This window comes from Halorientalis regularis (assembly GCF_023698535.1).
Taxonomy (GTDB): domain Archaea; phylum Halobacteriota; class Halobacteria; order Halobacteriales; family Haloarculaceae; genus Halorientalis; species Halorientalis regularis.
Genome location: NZ_JALJCL010000011.1, coordinates 1 through 15,521 on the forward strand (window position 1 = coordinate 1; position 15,521 = coordinate 15,521).

Here is a 15,521-nt window from a genome sequence, read left to right on the forward strand (position 1 = left end):
CCGCTTTGTTGCGTCGGCTTCATCGACCTCCGCCAAGATCTGGCGGAGGTCTTCGACAGAGACGTTCTCCAGCCTCGCCATACCTCTTCTCGTGGCTGGAGTTCCATGAAGTTTTAGCCCTCAGTATCACTGCGTTCGGACTCGGTAAACCGCCTCACTGCGCTCGGCGGATGCTCACGCAGCCGCCAGCAGACGTGTTTCCAGCGAGCCCCATTCTTTGCACCGCTGGGATCACTCTCTACCCACTGTTCGCCTCGGTGGTCGCGGCCGACTTCGATCAGTGTGTGATTTGCAAACACCGCACTTAATTTACCAGGCGTTCACAGTTGAGGATATGTCATCCGACGCCGATCAGGGGGAGCGGGCGGCTGGCGAGTCGACTGGGGCGACAACATCGGCGGACGCGACCGACGCGCCGCTCGCACCGTACCCGCCGAATCTCGATCCGCCGTGGTTGCACTTCACGGGGATGATGGCGGATCTGATCGACTTCGGTGAGCGGGCGCTGGCGACGCGTGATGTCTGTCGCGTGCGGATGCTGGGTCGTGGCGACCAGTACGCCGTGGGGCATCCCGATCACATCAAACGTGTCCTCGTCACGGAGCGGGAGAAGTTCCGCAAATCACGGGACTTCCGCATCGCCTTCGGGGAGGGACTGTTGACGGTCGAGGGCGAGGAGTGGCGGGCACAGCGGGACGCGATGCAACCCCTGTTCACCCGGGATAGCGTGCTGGGCTACGCGGACGGCATCGTCGAGCAGGTCCAGCGACGGGTCGACCGCTGGGCGGACGGGCAGCGGCTGGACCTCCAGCGGGAGTTCACCGATCTGGCACTGGACGTCCTCTTCGCGACGGTGCTGGGGCGGGAACTCGAACTGGACGGCGACCGGCGGTTGCGCGAGAGTGCCGAACACCTTCACGAGTGGTTCCAGCCCACGTCGTATCTCCTGCCCGAGTGGATGCCGACGCCCGCACGCCGGCGGTTCAAGCGGGCCAAGCGGACGCTCGAAGCGGAGGCCGAGCGCCTCCTCGACGAACGCGCCGGGGAGGCACCGGCCGATCCCGCCGAGGCCGAGGACCTGCTGTCCCTGCTGGTCGGGTTGCGCGAGGCCGGAGTCGCGGATTCGGGAATGCTGACCGACGAGCGGTTGCGCGATCAGATGGTGACCATCGTCTTCGCCGGTCACGACACCACCACGACGACGCTGACGTTCAGCTTCTGGGCGCTGGCGAACCACCCCGAGATTCGCGAGCGGTTCCACGCCGAAATCGACGCGCTGGACGGGCCGCCGACGGTCGACGACCTGGACGACCTGCCGGTCACGGAACGGGTCGTGACCGAGACGTTGCGGCTGTATCCGCCGGTGTACCAACTGCCTCGTCTGACGACCGAGCCGGTCGTCTTCGACGGATATCGGGTGCCAGAAGACGAACTGGTCGGGCTGGCGATCCGACACGTCCACCGCGACCCGCGGTTCTACGACGACCCCGATACGTTCCGGCCGTCGCGGTGGGACGGCGACCTCCGATCCGAACTCCACGACTTCGCGTACGCGCCGTTCGGGGGCGGCCCACGCATCTGTATCGGTCGGCAGTTCGCGCTCTTGGAGGCGAAACTGACGCTGGCGACCATCGGACAGCAGTACGATCTGGGCTGGCTGGGCGAGAACGACGCCGACGGCGAACCACCGGTCTCGCCGGAGATGACCCTCCGGATGGAACCGGGCCAGGAGTTCCTGGTGACCGAGCGCTGACTACTGTTTCTCGAAGCGGTGCATCACGATCTCGGAGTCGTCGTCCCACTCGAAGTTGTCGTGGGCGCGCTCGAGAATCTGCTTGTAGTGATCGAGGTCGCGGGCACCTTCGGCCTGGGCGTCTTCGTCGGTCATGTCGCCCAGGGTTCGGTCGTCGACAGCGACGACCTCGAAGCTGGTATCGTCGATCTCGAAGGTGTCACCCTCCTCGGCGTACTGCTGGCCGCGGTGGATCTGGGTCACTTCGCCGTCGAGGGCTTGACTCTGCATCCGGTCGCTGGGGAGCAGCGTACTGGGTTCGAGTTCGGACACACAGGGGAGAGGGGCTGGCGACCCAAAACGGTTCAGCTTGCGGCACCGGGTTCGATCAGTCGACCAGGCCGTAGCCGCGCCGGAACAGCTCCACGTCGAGGGCGACGACGGCCAGGGTCAGCACGGAGAGGACGGCCAGGGACTCGTTGGGCGGGAGTTCGGCCGCGCCGAAGAAACCGTAGCGCACGCCGTTGACCATGTAAACCATCGGATTGAACAGCGAAACGGTGTAGGCGATGCCCTCCAGCGCGTCCAGCGAGTAGAAGACGCCGCCGAAGAAGACCAGTGGGCGGAGGATGAACTGGTTGAGGACGGTGAGGTAGTCGAAGTCACGCGCCCAGAGCCCGCCGACGACGCCGAAACTCGCAAAGAGCAGGCAGATGACGAGCATGAACGCCACCAGGTAGAGCGGGCGCGCGACGGGCACGCTGGTGAACAGTAGGCCGATCAGCCCGATGATGATCCCGACGACGAGGCCGCGCAGTGCCGACGAGAGGATGTAGGCCAGCACCATCGAGGTGTAGGGGAGCGGCGAGGTCAGGACCTCGTGGATGTACTCGTTCCATCTGCCGTGGAAGATCGAAAAGGACGAGTTCTCGAAAGCGTTCGAGATGGCACCAAGGACGATGAGGCCGGGGAGGATGAACGCGATGTACTCGATCTCCCGGCCATCGAGGACGAACGAGTCGATCCGGCCGCCGAGGATGACGCCGAACACCGAGAAGTAGAGGACGTTCGTGATCGCCGGCGGGAGGAACGTGTTCCGGGGCCGCCGGACGAACCGCAACACCTCACGGTGAAACAGCGTCCGGAAGCCGGTCGGGAGCAGGCGGTCGAGGAGGCCGGGGCTGGCAGTCGCGGTCGTCGCCCCCTCGGTCGCGGCGTTCCCGCCGTCGCTCGCCACGCCGACCTCGTCGTCCCCGTTCATGCTTCCACCGCGCTCCCGGTGCGGGTCATGTCGACGAACACCTCTTCGAGCGACGCACGTTCGATGTCGACTTCGGTGACGGTGTAGCCCATCGCCTCCAGCTGGCGGAGCAGGTCGGGGACCACCGAACTCCCGCGGGCGGCGGTGACGACGAGGTCGCTGTCCTCGATCCGGGCGTCGTGCACGTCGGACAGATTCAGTTCGGGCGCGGTCGCGGGCGTCGAGCCCATCGAGACGGTGATGCGGTCGGTGCCCCGGTCCATCAGCTCGTCGGGGCTGGCCTCCTCGACCTTGCAGCCCTCGTCCATGATCGCAACCCGGTCACAGAGGCGTTCGGCCTCCTCGATGTAGTGGGTGGTCAGCAGGATGGTCGTCCCGGCGTCGTTCATGCGGTTGATCACGTCCCAGAGGTCCCGGCGCAACTGCACGTCGACGCCGGCGGTCGGTTCGTCGAGGATCAACAGGTCGGGGTCGGAGACCAGCGCTCGCGCGAGCATGAACCGTCGTTTCATCCCGCCGGAGAGCCAGTCGAAGCGTGTGTCCCGTTTCTCGTAGATACCGACGGTCTTGAGTGCCTCCTCGGCCCGGCGGGTGGCTTCACCCGAGGGGATGCCGTGGTAGCCGGCCTTGTGTTCGAGGACTTCCTGGATCGGGAAGAACCGATCCACGTTGTACTCTTGGGGGGCCAGGCCGATGGCGTCGCGGGCCTGCTGGTACTCGGCCTCGACGTCGTGGCCGAACACGGCCGCCTCGCCGTCGGTGCGGTGGGCCAGGCCGACGAGGATGTTGATGAAGGTGGTCTTGCCTGCGCCGTTGGGTCCGAGGAGCCCGAAGAACTCCCCGGCCTCGACCGAGATGTCGAGTCCGTCGAGGGCCCGCACGTCGTCGTACTCCTTGACGAGATTCCGGGCTCGGATGGCCAGTGTCATTATCCACTGTCAGCACTCCTGGGCGGGTAAGCCCCACGTTCTCGGGTCGTCGCCCGACCCCAGGATTCGCCGCCGAACGGCAAGTAATTCGCATCGAACGCGGTTCCGAAGGCCGGAACATTGATATGACTTGGCAGATATGGAGAGACCAAGAGACCGAACCGAGTCAGCACCGGCCACACTGCTGGGCCGTCGCGTTGCTGGCCACAAGGGGGGACGGCACCACATCGACAGCGTGCATAGTGTGCGCTGGCGGACGCGACGACGGCGTATCCGTCGACGACCAGGGGATGGTCGGGGGCTCGTGTCGGTCGGACGGTAGAACAATGTACGATACCAAACGGCTAGCCAGCGGCGTTGGCGTGTTGCTTACGTTGTGGGCCTTGGTCGGGCTGTTGATACTGAGTACGGGGGTGGGCGTCTCGGTGCCGCTGAGCAGCACTGGGGGATTCAACGTATCGGCCGACTACCTGACAGCGTCCGAGGCGACCGTCGTGCCCGCCAAGACCAAGATCGTCACGCCATCGGTGCTGTTCGAGGTAGAGCGCAGTTACATCCGCGATCTGAACTTACAGAAGACGCTGAACGTCAGCGACGTGCCGGGACTCACGGGACGGTTACAGATACAGATCCGGGCCGAAGAAGCGACGGCGGATGGCGTCGCGTTCAAGACCGACCGGATCACCGCCCAGACCGCGACCTGGCGGGGGTTCGTCCTCGACGAACGGACGGGGCCAAAGATCTTCGACCGGTTCAAAGCCTACGCCGGGCCGAATCCGAACCAGGCACCCAACACCAACGACCCGCTCCAGGTCGAGGGCAGCGACCCGGGTGCGATCAGGCCGAGCGACGGCGACCCGGCCTTCGAGTTGCGCGGGGCGAAGATCACGACCTCGACGCTCTCGGCGGATCGACTCCAGCTCTCGGATCTCTCCCTGCGAGTACGCTACGACTTCAACAACGACGGTGAGTTCGAATATGGCGCGTGACGACACGACCGACGACGGGGCGGCGACCGACAGTGATCCGTCGTCCGGGCGTCCGGACGGCCCTCGCGCCCGCTTGGACCGGTGGACTGCGACCAGACCGACGCTCGGTGCGACGCTGTTGGCGCTCGGGAGTACCGTCCTCGGCTGGCGCGTCCTCGCCCAGCTGTCGACGGTCCCGATGGGGCGTATCACGCCGGTGGGCTTCGCCGGCGCGACGGCACCGTTCGTCGGCATCGTCCTCGGGCTGTTCGTCCTCGCGAGGCCCGAGAAGGCCCGACTCGCTGGCGGTGCCGGCTTCGGGCTGGTCGGGTTCACTTTCGCCGGCCTCCTGCTCTCGGGCGTTCCGTTCGCCCACCCGGAACTGGTCTTCACCGGGTTCGTGATCGGCGGGATCGGCGCGGTGATCTGTCTGGCCTGGGACCGCGACAGTACCGTCCGCATCGAGCGGGGGCTGGTGTTCCGCGCCGGCCGTGCCGCGCTGGTCTGTGGCCTCGTGCTGGCGCTCGCCTTCACCGCCGCGCCGGCCGTCTCCGGTGACACGTTCCCCGCCCAGTCGGACACACTGGACGGGTTCGTCGTGAGTCAGTCGTCACTCGACGCCGGGATGTACAGCTACCAGACCGACTGTGACACCGACCCCGGCTTCGCCATCGGCGGCGAAGACTGTCTCGATATCACCGTCGACAGCACGAGCCAGGAGACCATCGACCGGGTCGCGCGCCAGCAACTCGACAGCACGAGCGTCGCGGACGTGGAGATCAACGACTTCCTCATCTACGAGAACCTCTTCACCGACCTGCGTGGCGGCCGGAACGTCTACTTCGAGCTGACGGCCTCACAGGCCGTCGCGTCGAGTGAAACCGACAACGGCCGCGCCATCGACGTGTACGTCTCGGAGTTCCGCTCGGAGAAACTGACCGCCCGGCTGGACCTGATCGAGTTCCCTGGTACGCCCGGCATCCCGGCGGACAACATCGCCTACTGGACCTGTACGCCGCACAACGACCGCGGCTTCGGGACGATCAACGACATCCGGCTCGGGCTGGACACCAACCCGCGGCTGACCAGCGGCCGCGACGTGTCGCTGCTGGCCCACCAGCTCGGTAGCTCCGAGACGGTGCTGACCGATTTCAAGCTCAAGATCGGTGCCGAACTGGGTAACAAGAGCGGCGTCCGCGAGCCCATCCCGGCCGACGACGGGCCGACCGAGCCGAGGAACCCCGACAAGTGTCTATGACGACCGACGGGCCCGAGATCGCCGCCGGCTCCGACGGCGTTTTGACCGCCGCGGACGAGGAGGCCGACGTGGAGACGATTACGTTCGCCGAGTGGCGTCGTGCCCGCCCGTTCGCCGGTGCCGTCTTGCTCGTGGCCGGCGGGCTACTCGTCGCCTGGCCGTCGCTCCAGGTCGTGTTGAGCACCCAGCCGTACGATGCCTATCCGACCTCCAGTCTCGGGACCGTCGTCGGCGCGGGTATCGTCTTCGTCGGCGTGGCGGCGCTGTTACGACCCGAGCGGGCGCGGGAACTCGGTGTTCTGGGCCTCGTACTCGCGTCGGTCTCCTTCCTGGTCGCGTTCGGCGGCTATCTGATCGGCATGCTGATCGCGAGCGCGGGCGGGATCCTCTGTTTCGCCTGGCGACCGACCGAGGAGTACGAGCGGTTGATCCTGGACGAAGAGAGCGACAAAGAGACGTAGCTCAGCGGCCGAGTTTCTCGCGGCTGATCTTGACGCCGCGGGGCGTGATGATGATCTGATCCTCGTCTTTCTGGACGATGTCGCCGCCGACGCCGCGGGCGACCTGCTGGAGCTCGTCCGTAATCTGCTCCATCGTGCGGTCCTGAGTCGTGTGTCGCGTGATGTCGGCCACGACGATGTCCCCCGCGTACACCGCGTCCTTGATATCGATGACGTCCTGTTTCTCGCTGATCTTGGCGATGTGCATCTGCGTGTCGGCCTGTGCCTCCGGCGTCTGGACGCCGTCGAGTTCGACGTAATCGTCGGTGCGACGCGTCGACCCCGACTCACCCAGGAGTTTGTTCATGAAGCCCATACCCGCGAAACCGGCGCGCAAAAGTATAGGTTTTTCGTCAGACATACCTACGCGAACTAGCATTTCCGGCCGTCTGGGCCGTCAGACCGGAGAACGGACGGTTCCGGGCGTCGGTCACTCGTCAGACGGAAAACTCGTAGAGATCGTCTCCAACGTGGTGGATGCTGTCGACCACCTTCCCCTCGTCGCCGACCATGTCGTCGCCGTCGGTGCGGGCCCGGCCGACCGCCAGCACCTTCCCGTGGTTCTCCTCGGCGATGGCGACCAGGTCGCCCGCTTCGATGCTGGGATCGGCCTCGGTGATCCCCGGGCGCATCACGTCGGCCCCGTCGCTGACGAACGAGATGGCGCCCGCGTCGACCGTGACGACGTTGCGCTCGGGCGGGTACTCGTTCGCGCCACGGACCGTCAGGAACCGCTCCTGCTCGCCGCGCTCGTCCTCGATGTAGACGACCGCGGGTTCGCCATCGACCAGCACGAGATCGTAGTCGGTCCCCTCCAGTTCGACCTTCTCGTGGGTGTCGGCGTCCATGGTGACGCCGAGTTTCGCCTCCAGCGCGGACTCCAGTTCGTCCACCGCGTCGGCACGGAGGTGGTGCCGTGATTTCACCTGCATACCCCCCACGTCGCCCGCTCGCCGCATAAATCGCCCGCTCTCCGGCCCGCGGTTATCATGCATGATATTGGGTAGCAAAGGCTTTTATTTGTGATCGAGCTAGCTAAAATTGGATGGCACGCTGGTCGCAATCGAGTCACGTCGGACGAGCACAGAGCGTCGAGGCGGATGGATCGTCGACCAGTAGCTGTGTCACCGAGGTGAGCCAGGAATGAGTGTCGTCGATAGAGCCGCACAAACCGACGAGGGCCAGTTCGACCAACTACCGGAGTTCGAGTTGGAGTGTATGTACGACGACTGGGACGAGCCGACGGAGGTGACGATTTTCTCGACCGCCGACGAGGACAGTCTCTACACGGCCTGGCTCACAGCGGACCGGGACCACGCCGTGTCGCTCGCTGACCTGCGGTAGGCGATTCGCGACTCGTTCTCCCACTCGAAAAGGGCTAAGTACTCGCCGGCCGAACGGCCGTACATGTGGGGTTCCCGGCGGAACCGGGACGGCGCGCAGGTCACCTGCATCGCCTGCGGTGACTCGGTCGCCCGGAGCGACGCACGCGAGTACGACAAACACGGCGACCGCTGGAACCGCGAGGACAAGGAGTTCGAGTTCTTCTGTAAACACTGTTATCGCGACCTCTGTCACCAGCCACGCGACGGGCTGGAGTCACTGCTCGTCGAGAGCCGAGCCGGCCACAGCGACCGCGAGGAGTTCATCGCGACCTTTTACGACCTGCTGGCCGACCACGGTGACTCCCCCGAAGGCCGTGAGTCATAGCGACGGGCGTCGACACGACTAACTACCGGGTTCCCCTACCGGGCCCCATGAGCGACCAAGCAGAGGCCGGAACTGCGGAAGGCCAGGGCCCCGTCGAGATCGACGAGGAGCTGGCCCGCCACCTCGCCAACAAGCGCGAGGAGTTGTTCGAGAAGTTCGATATCCGCGACGACTTCCCGCCAGCCGTCCGCCAGGAGGCCGAGGAACTGACCGACGACGTGCAAAGCGAGGTCGAGGCCGAACTCGACGACCGACAGGACCTCCGGGAGATGACCACCTGGACGACCGACCCCATCGACGCCCAGGACTTCGACGACGCCATCTCCATCGACGTGCGTGACGACGAGATCGTCCTCTGGGTCCACATCGCCGACGTGACCCACTACGTCAACCCCGAGACCGAGATGTGGTCGGAGGCTTTGAAGCGGGCCAACACCGTCTATCTGCCCGCCTACACGATCCACATGCTCCCGCCGGTGCTGGCCGAAACCGTCTGTTCGCTGGTCCCCCACGAGGACCGCCTGGCCCACACCGTCGAGATGCACCTCGATCCCGAGACGCTCTCCTACGAGACCATCGACATCTACAAGTCCGTCATCCGCAGTGACGCCCGGCTGACCTACGCCCAGGCCGAGTCCCTGCTCGACGATCCCGAGAGCGCCGACGACCTGCTGGAAGACCCGGAGGTCGATCTCGCCACCAAGTGCGAACAGGTGTGGGATCTGGCCGACCGGCTCCACGAACAGCGCAAAGAGGACGGCTCGCTCGTCCTCAACCCCCGGCGGGACCGCGCCCACACCATCATCGAGGAGTGTATGCTCAAGGCCAACAAGGCCGTCACGCACACCCTCCAGTGGGACCGCGGTCTCGAAGCGATGTACCGTGTCCACCCCCAGCCAACGCCCGACCAGTGGAACGAGGCGCTGCAGGAGATCCAGGACCTGGACGGCGTCTCCGTGTCGGCCAGCCACGAGGACCCCCGCAAGGCCGTCAACGAGACCCTCGAAGAGGCACCCGAGCGCCAGCTCAACCAGATCCAGCGGGCGGTGATGAAGGTCATGCCCCGCGCGAAGTACATGAGCGACCCCTTCGGCGGCCACCACGCGCTGAACTTCGAGATCTACGGCCACTTCACCAGCCCAATCCGCCGCCTCTCGGACCTGGTGAACCACTGGATCGTCTACACCGACGAGGTGCCCGCCGACCTCGGGGACCTCTGTTCGCACGCCTCGGACAAGCAGAAAGACGCCGAACAGTGCGAACGCGAGTACCGCCAGTTCCTCGAGGAAGTCGGGCTCGACCCCGCGGCGGTCAACAACCGCGGACTGGAAGTCGTGGACGGGGACGACTAACCCAGCCACCCACGGGGTCGAGTGGATCCCGACAGACCTGGCCGGCGGTCACGGCGACGCCCGCGGCCGCGACCCCGACGAACACGTCGCTGTGGACGACGACGGCAATCGCACGGCTCACCGCCGGCCACACCGGGAACCCCACGGTGTCGCTCGTCATCGTCGGTCGAGACGGACCACGACGTGCGTGCCACGAGTGGTCGGGGGCCGCGACCAACCCCTCTCAGCCGAACGGGTTCGAGACGCCGCTCGGCGGGAAACGACCGGAAACCACCGGCACTAAATTATCGTTTATAGAGCCGAAAATTAATTACGTGCGGCCCCGAGTGGACAGTCTACGATGGGGACGAGTAGCATGGGGGCATCGCGAATCGAGGAGTACTACACGGAGAGCCACTTCGATTACAAGCTGCTCTGGGCGCTGGAGGACAGTCACGGGCTCCACGCGGGGTACCACGACGGGCGCGACCAGTCACACGCCGAGGCCATCGAGAACATGAACCGGGAACTGGCCGACCGAGCCGGGATCGGCGGGGACGATCACGTCCTCGACTGTGGCTGTGGTGTCGGCGGGAGTAGCGTCTGGCTGGCGACCGAACGGGGGGCGACGGTCACGGGCGTCGACATCGTCCCGTTGCAACTCCGGGAGGCTCGCAAACTGGCCGCCGAGGCGGGCGTCGCGGACCGGGCCACGTTCACACGCGGGGACTTCACCGACCTGCCGCTGGCCGCCGACTCGGCCGACGTGGTCTGGGGTATCGAGGCCATCTGTCACTCAGAGGACAAGACCGAGTTTATCGAGGAGGCCGCACGGGTGCTTCGACCTGGCGGACGCCTGATCGTCGCCGACGGGTTCCGCGCGGTCGATGCGATGACGCCCGGCGAACGCGAGTCGATGACCCAGTGGCTCGACGGCTGGGCGGTGCCGAACCTGGCGACGCTCGACGGGTTCGGTACGGCCCTTTCCGGTTCCGGGTTCGACGCCGTCGAGACCGACGACGAGACCGAGCAGGTGCTGCCGTCCTCGCGGCGACTCTACTGGGCCAGCCGACTCCTCCAGCCGTTCGGCCGCGTCGCGAGCGCGGTCGGCCTGCGAAACGAGACCCAAGAGGACAATCGGCGGGCCGCCCGCTACCAGTACGAAACGCTCACGGACGGACTGTGGCAGTACGGGATCGTCTCGGCAGAACGGTAGAGCCTCAGACGTTGTCGGGGGTCTCGGCGTCGTCTTCGACGGAGCGTTTCATCGAGTCACGTCGGCTCTTGGCGTCCCGACCCGTACACTCCTCGAGGAAGTCGTTTTTCGCGTCGACCGCGTCGGCCGCGGCGTCGGCCTTGCCCTCCGCGATGACATCTTCGGCGGGCCGTTCCACGAAGTCGACGCCCAGCTTGTCTTTCTTGCCGTCGTACTCGACGGTTCCAGCGGTGATACGATCGAAGACCGGGTTGTCCGGATCTTCGACGACGTAGAGGTCGCTGCCCTTGTACTCCTTGGTCCCCGACACCTCACCGAAGAAGTCCTCGATCTTGGCCTTCATATCCGGTACTCGCTCTTCGAGGTGCTCGCCCCGACGCATCTTATACTCCCGCATGAGAGAACGTTTGGACAGGGTTCGGTTTACTCTTTTCGCGTCGCGTCCTCGGCCCGATGTTCGAGGCTCCCCCGGTGACAGGACGGACAGAAGTCGCCTGCACGCAGCGAGGATTCCTCGACGAGCGTCGTGAATTCACACTCCGGGCAGTAGAACTCGCCCTCCGGGACGGTGACCGTCGCCGCCCCCGCCGGCTCGACGTCGCTGTCGATTCGCTGGGTCAGGCTCTCGCCCGGTTCCCAGTCCTCGCCGTCGCCCTCGTCCTCCTCGGGCCAGTCCACCTCCGGTGCCGTCGCGGACTCTTCCTCGTAGCCGTACTCGTCGGGCCACTCCTCGGTTTCCGCCTGCCCGGCCGCCGGTTCCGGGTCCTCGCTGTCCTCGACCGCCTCCGTGGCGGCCTGTTCGATCGTCTCCGGGTCGGGTTCGGACTCGGCTTCGGGGGCGCTCTCGTCCTCGGGCCACTCCCCGGGCTCGCGCTCGGGTTCCTCGTCGTTGTCGTCGAGGATGACCGCGCCGTCGTCCTCGGCCGTCGGCTCGTCCTCGACGCCCGTCTCGCCCGCGGTGGCGATGTCCGGTTCGGGCTCGGGCTCCGGCACGGACTCGTCGTCCGTCGTCGTGTCGGCACCGTCGCCGCCCGCGTCGAGCAACTCCGCGTCGTCCTCGGCCGTGTTCATGTCCGGCCCCGGCGGGGGTGCCTGGGCGTCCGTTTCGGCCGCCTCGGGCTCGCCCGGTTCCGGTTCCGGTTCCGGTTCCGGTGCCGACGCCGCTGCCGGGTCGGCCTCGGCGTCGGGTCCGCCCTCCTCCGAGGCCGCCAGCGAGGTCACCTCCTTGTTCTCGGAGACGACCCGCCGCTTGCCACATCGCTCACAGACCTCGACTTCCTCGATGGTAATGACGACTTCGCTACCCTGTTCCTCGCGTTCCTCCTCGACCTCCGTCCCGCTGAACTTGTGCCCGAGTAGCGAACACTTGATACCCATTGACACGATACTGGTCGCCCGCCAATCTTAAGCCTACTGCTTGGGTGTCTGACACCTGTCACTGCCGGCGAATCACGCCAGCAGTGACCGGACCGCGAGTGACGGGCCGCTGGCACGCCTGTACTGGACCACGGGCGTCTCGAAGTCTTAAGACCCACCCGGCCGAACGGTGTCCTATGAGAGCCAAGCGGGAGTACCGCGACCGTGACGAGACGCAGGTCGCGATACTCGACGCTCTCGCGGACCGCCGCGACGACGGGATGACGGTGTTCGAACTCCGGTCTCGGGTGGACGCGGACATCGACGAACTGGAGACGGCCCTCGCGGATCTCAAATCCGACGGCCTGATCGAAGCCACCGAGGAGGACGAACGCACCGTCATCCTCCCCGAGGACCACGCTATCGGCCGGTACGACCCCGACGACGAGCCCTCCCTGCTGGACCGGATCCGGTCCTGGCTCGGACGCTGACGAATCCGGCAATTTAACGCCGCCGAACGCCCATCATCTCACAATGACCGTTCTCAAGGCTGTCCACGAGGCCCACGGTGCGACCTTCCGCGAGCAGGGAGGTCGCCGCGTCGTCGATCACTACGGCCGTTCCGAGCGAACCCACGCTGCTGTCCGCCGCGTCGTCGGGTTCTGCGAGTTCGGCTACGGCGTCATCACCGTCACCGGCGACGACCGCGTCGAGTTCGTCGACAACGCCGTCTCCAACCGCGTCCCGTCGACCGACGGCCAGGGCGTCTACGCCCTCCTGCTCGACCCCCAGGGCAAGATTACGACCGACATGTACGTCTACAACGCGGGCGAGCGCCTGCTCGTGTTCACGCCGCCGGCCCGCGCCGAGCCCATCGCCGAGGACTGGGCCGGGAAGACCTTCATCCAGGACGTGGAAGTCGAGGTCGCCACCGACGACTTCGCCACGTTCGGCGTCCACGGCCCCAAGGCCACCGAGAAGATCGCCAGCGTTCTCAACGGTGCAGCCTCGCCCGACGGGGGCCTCGGGTTCGTCCGTGGCTCGATGGCCGACACCGGCGTCACCGTCATCCGTGACGACGGCCTCGCCGGGGAAGAAGGGTACACCGTCGTCTGCACCGCCGACGCCGCCGAAGACGTCTTCGACACCCTGGAGAACCGCGGCATGAACGCCGCGCCCTTCGGTTACCGCACCTGGGAGTCGCTGACGCTGGAGGCCGGCACGCCACTGTTCGACACCGAACTCGAGGGCGAGATCCCCAACGTCGTCGGCGTCCGCAACGCACTGGACTTCGAGAAGGGCTGTTACGTCGGCCAGGAAGTCGTCTCCCGCGTCGAGAACCGCGGCCAGCCCAGCCGTCGCCTCGTCGGCCTCACCGCCGAGGCCGTCCCCGAGTCCGGCGCGGCGGTCTTTGCCGGCGACAGCGCGGTCGGCGAAGTCACTCGCGCCGTCGACAGTCCGACCCGCGAGGGACCCATCGCACTCGCGCTGATCGACTACGACACCGCGGGCGACCTCACAGTCAGAATCGACGGCGAGGAACGGACCGCCTCCGTCGTCGACCTGCCTTTCGTCGAGGGGTCCGACGAGTCCGCCCGGCTCCCGACCTACCCCGACGCCTGACGAACCGGTCGGCACAGCGACACGGCGCTGGAGCGTACTTGCCGGGTGATAGTAAACGTCTACCAATGGCTGGTCGTACCGAGGGTCGCGGTGCCGTCGACGACTTCCGCGAGATCGTCGACGTGGCCGGTGTACACGCTTGATCCGGACGGCTCCCTCACGTTCGTCAACGCCACGCTGTGTGCCGAGTCGGGCTACACTCGCTCGTCGCTGATCGGGACCCACGTCTCGGAGATCCTGCCCGAGCACGACGTGAACCGGTGTCAGCGGGCCATCCGGGACCCGCTGGAGACCGGCGGACGGACCCGCGAAGTCACCGTCACGGTCGAGACGCAGGACGGCGAGTGGCTGACCGCGACGCTGGTCCCCTCCTCGCTCCCGCTTTCCAGCGGGTTCCGCGGGACTGTCGGCGTCGTCCGCGACCTCGAACCCGGGCGTCCCGGCTAGCGCGAGAGAAGTGCCCGCAGTTGCTCGGTCGAAAAGAGCGTCGTCGGCCGATCCATGTGGACGGCGATCTCCCCCGAGAGCGCCCGCATACCGGCACGCTGGATCGGTTCCGGCACCGAGTAACCCGCCCGGACCAGCTTCCCCAGCCGGATCTCGGTCCGCAGGTCCGCCCGCCAGGCGTCCTCGTAGTCGCCCAGCGTCCCCGGATCGGTGGGGTCGATCTCCCGGGCGGCGTGGTCGGCCGCCGTCATGCCGTAGAGGATGCCACCGCCGGTGAACGGCTTGGTCTGGGCGGCCGCGTCGCCCAGCAGGAAGCTCCGCCGGCCCGTCACTCGCGGCGGCGGGCCGATGGGGATGAGGCCCGAACACCGGCGGTCGGTCTCGACGCCGTAGGCGTCGGTGAATTCCTCGAACCGTGCCCGCACGTCGGCCCCCGGTGGCGTCGCCAGCCCGTACTCGACGCCGGCCTCGCCGCGGGGGATGCGCCACGCGAAGAACTCGGGGACGGTGAGGTGGACGTCGACGAAGTCGTCGTGGTCGGGGTCGTCGGTGAACCCCAGCACGCCGTGGAGTAACTCCTCGGGATCGGGGAGGTCCAGTTCCGAGCGTACGCGGGACTTCGGACCGTCCGCGCCCGCGACCATCCGCGCCTCGTAGGTGTCGGTGTCGTTCGGCCCGCGCGCCCGAACCCGCACGGCGTTTCGCCCCTCGGTTACGTCGACGACCGTGTGTTCTTCCCGGAGGTCCGCGCCGGCGTCCCGCGCCGCTTCGGCCAGCGTCCGGTCCAGTCCCACCCGGTCGATCACGTTCGAGACGACCTCCTCCTTGTAGAAGGGGTGGCCCTCGCTGTCCGGGCCGCCCGTGTGAAAGCGTGCGCCGTACACCTCGTTCTGGAGGAGGTCGTCGCGAGCGCCCGGCGGGGTGTAGTCCCAGATGTCCGTACTGACGTGGCCCGAGCAGGCCAGCGGTTCGCCGACCCGCCCCTGCTCGAAGACGAGGACGTCGGCCCCATCTGCGGCGGCCCGGCGCGCGAACCGCGAGCCCGCCGGTCCGGCCCCCACCACCACGAAATCGTACATATCTATTCGATGCCCGGCGACGCCCATATACCTTCTCGGTCGCGTCCGAGGCTTTATGTCGGGAAACGGAGCCAGCCCTGGCCATGGCCTGACGTTCGCCGTGGCACGGTC

General features: G+C 66.7%; 19 protein-coding genes. 11 read left to right on the forward strand and 8 right to left on the reverse strand.

The features are described from left to right. Positions 1–334: 334 nt before the first annotated feature. The gene (locus tag MU521_RS14400; protein ID WP_092693724.1) at positions 335–1,753 is read left to right on the forward strand and encodes a cytochrome P450; all 1,419 of its coding nucleotides are present in this window, start codon (positions 335–337) and stop codon (positions 1,751–1,753) included. On the opposite strand, the gene MU521_RS14405 is transcribed toward MU521_RS14400, so the two are convergent. From MU521_RS14405 to MU521_RS14415, 3 genes are read right to left on the reverse strand one after another with little or no spacing between them, the layout of a single operon-like run. After that, positions 1,754–2,065, reverse strand: a complete 312-nt coding sequence (locus MU521_RS14405) for an ASCH domain-containing protein (RefSeq protein ID WP_092693722.1) — start codon at positions 2,063–2,065, stop codon at positions 1,754–1,756. A 55-nt stretch (positions 2,066–2,120) separates the two neighbouring features. After that, positions 2,121–2,993, reverse strand: coding sequence for an ABC transporter permease (locus MU521_RS14410; RefSeq protein WP_092693720.1), 873 nt, complete (start codon positions 2,991–2,993; stop codon positions 2,121–2,123). Then, a complete protein-coding gene (locus tag MU521_RS14415; RefSeq protein ID WP_092693718.1) occupies positions 2,990–3,922 on the reverse strand; it encodes an ABC transporter ATP-binding protein in 933 nt (310 codons plus the stop codon). The genes MU521_RS14410 and MU521_RS14415 overlap by 4 nt, the downstream gene beginning before the upstream one ends. A 326-nt stretch (positions 3,923–4,248) precedes the next feature. On the opposite strand from MU521_RS14415, the gene MU521_RS14420 reads away from it, so the two are divergent. From MU521_RS14420 to MU521_RS14430, 3 genes are read left to right on the forward strand one after another with little or no spacing between them, the layout of a single operon-like run. Beyond that, a complete protein-coding gene (locus tag MU521_RS14420) occupies positions 4,249–4,911 on the forward strand; it encodes a hypothetical protein (protein WP_139171140.1) in 663 nt (220 codons plus the stop codon). Then, positions 4,901–6,148, forward strand: a complete 1,248-nt coding sequence (locus MU521_RS14425; protein WP_092693714.1) for a Yip1 family protein — start codon at positions 4,901–4,903, stop codon at positions 6,146–6,148. Before MU521_RS14420 ends, MU521_RS14425 begins: the two co-directional genes overlap by 11 nt. Then, entirely contained in the window at positions 6,145–6,609 is a 465-nt protein-coding gene (locus tag MU521_RS14430) for a DUF6114 domain-containing protein (protein WP_092693712.1), read from the forward strand. Before MU521_RS14425 ends, MU521_RS14430 begins: the two co-directional genes overlap by 4 nt. Before the next feature lies 1 nt (position 6,610). Here MU521_RS14430 and MU521_RS14435 read toward each other — a convergent pair whose 3' ends face one another. Next, a complete protein-coding gene (locus MU521_RS14435; protein ID WP_092693710.1) occupies positions 6,611–6,964 on the reverse strand; it encodes a cell division protein SepF in 354 nt (117 codons plus the stop codon). A 121-nt stretch (positions 6,965–7,085) separates the two neighbouring features. Continuing rightward, positions 7,086–7,580 carry an RNA-binding protein gene (locus MU521_RS14440; protein WP_092693708.1) on the reverse strand — a complete coding sequence of 165 codons (495 nt, stop codon included), beginning with the start codon at positions 7,578–7,580 and terminating at the stop codon, positions 7,086–7,088. Between the two features lie 211 nt (positions 7,581–7,791). Here MU521_RS14440 and MU521_RS14445 point away from each other — a divergent pair, with 211 nt between their 5' ends. The 4 genes from MU521_RS14445 to MU521_RS14460 all read left to right on the forward strand — a co-directional run bounded on the left by MU521_RS14445 (position 7,792) and on the right by MU521_RS14460 (position 10,905). Continuing rightward, positions 7,792–7,992, forward strand: coding sequence for a DUF7511 domain-containing protein (locus MU521_RS14445; RefSeq protein ID WP_092693706.1), 201 nt, complete (start codon positions 7,792–7,794; stop codon positions 7,990–7,992). Between the two features lie 63 nt (positions 7,993–8,055). Next, positions 8,056–8,358 (forward strand): DUF7562 family protein, encoded by a 303-nt coding sequence (locus tag MU521_RS14450; protein ID WP_092693704.1) that lies wholly within the window; start codon positions 8,056–8,058, stop codon positions 8,356–8,358. Positions 8,359–8,405: 47 nt separating this feature from the next. Further along, positions 8,406–9,710 (forward strand): RNB domain-containing ribonuclease, encoded by a 1,305-nt coding sequence (locus MU521_RS14455; protein WP_092693702.1) that lies wholly within the window; start codon positions 8,406–8,408, stop codon positions 9,708–9,710. A gap of 340 nt (positions 9,711–10,050) precedes the next feature. Then, complete coding sequence (locus MU521_RS14460) at positions 10,051–10,905, forward strand: SAM-dependent methyltransferase (RefSeq protein WP_092693700.1); 855 nt, start codon at positions 10,051–10,053, stop codon at positions 10,903–10,905. Positions 10,906–10,909: 4 nt separating this feature from the next. On the opposite strand, the gene MU521_RS14465 is transcribed toward MU521_RS14460, so the two are convergent. Further along, the gene (locus MU521_RS14465) at positions 10,910–11,302 is read right to left on the reverse strand and encodes a DUF5611 family protein (RefSeq protein ID WP_092693698.1); all 393 of its coding nucleotides are present in this window, start codon (positions 11,300–11,302) and stop codon (positions 10,910–10,912) included. Between the two features lie 26 nt (positions 11,303–11,328). Further along, on the reverse strand, positions 11,329–12,282 hold the full coding sequence (locus tag MU521_RS14470; protein ID WP_092693696.1) for a DUF7093 family protein: 954 nt from the start codon (positions 12,280–12,282) through the stop codon (positions 11,329–11,331). 176 nt (positions 12,283–12,458) lie between these two features. On the opposite strand from MU521_RS14470, the gene MU521_RS14475 reads away from it, so the two are divergent. The 3 genes from MU521_RS14475 to MU521_RS14485 all read left to right on the forward strand — a co-directional run bounded on the left by MU521_RS14475 (position 12,459) and on the right by MU521_RS14485 (position 14,331). Further along, positions 12,459–12,752, forward strand: a complete 294-nt coding sequence (locus MU521_RS14475) for a DUF6432 family protein (RefSeq protein WP_092693694.1) — start codon at positions 12,459–12,461, stop codon at positions 12,750–12,752. A gap of 43 nt (positions 12,753–12,795) precedes the next feature. Then, a complete protein-coding gene (gene ygfZ / locus MU521_RS14480) occupies positions 12,796–13,884 on the forward strand; it encodes a CAF17-like 4Fe-4S cluster assembly/insertion protein YgfZ (RefSeq protein WP_092693692.1) in 1,089 nt (362 codons plus the stop codon). A gap of 90 nt (positions 13,885–13,974) precedes the next feature. After that, complete coding sequence (locus MU521_RS14485) at positions 13,975–14,331, forward strand: PAS domain S-box protein (RefSeq protein WP_281187057.1); 357 nt, start codon at positions 13,975–13,977, stop codon at positions 14,329–14,331. Here MU521_RS14485 and MU521_RS14490 read toward each other — a convergent pair. Next, positions 14,328–15,410 (reverse strand): geranylgeranyl reductase family protein, encoded by a 1,083-nt coding sequence (locus tag MU521_RS14490; protein WP_092693688.1) that lies wholly within the window; start codon positions 15,408–15,410, stop codon positions 14,328–14,330. The two genes, MU521_RS14485 and MU521_RS14490, sit on opposite strands and share 4 nt — an antisense overlap. Positions 15,411–15,521 lie beyond the last annotated feature (111 nt).

What these genes read in the sequence shown, in the direction of transcription:
- MU521_RS14415 (WP_092693718.1), bottom strand. Translation starts at nt 3,922, where the DNA reads ATGACACTGGCCATCCGAGCCCGGAATCTCGTCAAGGAGTACGACGAC.
- MU521_RS14450 (WP_092693704.1), top strand. Translation starts at nt 8,056, where the DNA reads ATGTGGGGTTCCCGGCGGAACCGGGACGGCGCGCAGGTCACCTGCATC.
- MU521_RS14490 (WP_092693688.1), bottom strand. Translation starts at nt 15,410, where the DNA reads ATGTACGATTTCGTGGTGGTGGGGGCCGGACCGGCGGGCTCGCGGTTC.
- MU521_RS14475 (WP_092693694.1), top strand. Translation starts at nt 12,459, where the DNA reads ATGAGAGCCAAGCGGGAGTACCGCGACCGTGACGAGACGCAGGTCGCG.
- MU521_RS14470 (WP_092693696.1), bottom strand. Translation starts at nt 12,282, where the DNA reads ATGGGTATCAAGTGTTCGCTACTCGGGCACAAGTTCAGCGGGACGGAG.
- MU521_RS14440 (WP_092693708.1), bottom strand. Translation starts at nt 7,580, where the DNA reads ATGCAGGTGAAATCACGGCACCACCTCCGTGCCGACGCGGTGGACGAA.
- MU521_RS14445 (WP_092693706.1), top strand. Translation starts at nt 7,792, where the DNA reads ATGAGTGTCGTCGATAGAGCCGCACAAACCGACGAGGGCCAGTTCGAC.
- MU521_RS14400 (WP_092693724.1), top strand. Translation starts at nt 335, where the DNA reads ATGTCATCCGACGCCGATCAGGGGGAGCGGGCGGCTGGCGAGTCGACT.
- MU521_RS14410 (WP_092693720.1), bottom strand. Translation starts at nt 2,993, where the DNA reads ATGAACGGGGACGACGAGGTCGGCGTGGCGAGCGACGGCGGGAACGCC.
- MU521_RS14465 (WP_092693698.1), bottom strand. Translation starts at nt 11,302, where the DNA reads ATGCGGGAGTATAAGATGCGTCGGGGCGAGCACCTCGAAGAGCGAGTA.
- MU521_RS14435 (WP_092693710.1), bottom strand. Translation starts at nt 6,964, where the DNA reads ATGGGCTTCATGAACAAACTCCTGGGTGAGTCGGGGTCGACGCGTCGC.
- MU521_RS14430 (WP_092693712.1), top strand. Translation starts at nt 6,145, where the DNA reads ATGACGACCGACGGGCCCGAGATCGCCGCCGGCTCCGACGGCGTTTTG.
- ygfZ (WP_092693692.1), top strand. Translation starts at nt 12,796, where the DNA reads ATGACCGTTCTCAAGGCTGTCCACGAGGCCCACGGTGCGACCTTCCGC.
- MU521_RS14455 (WP_092693702.1), top strand. Translation starts at nt 8,406, where the DNA reads ATGAGCGACCAAGCAGAGGCCGGAACTGCGGAAGGCCAGGGCCCCGTC.
- MU521_RS14425 (WP_092693714.1), top strand. Translation starts at nt 4,901, where the DNA reads ATGGCGCGTGACGACACGACCGACGACGGGGCGGCGACCGACAGTGAT.
- MU521_RS14460 (WP_092693700.1), top strand. Translation starts at nt 10,051, where the DNA reads ATGGGGACGAGTAGCATGGGGGCATCGCGAATCGAGGAGTACTACACG.
- MU521_RS14420 (WP_139171140.1), top strand. Translation starts at nt 4,249, where the DNA reads ATGTACGATACCAAACGGCTAGCCAGCGGCGTTGGCGTGTTGCTTACG.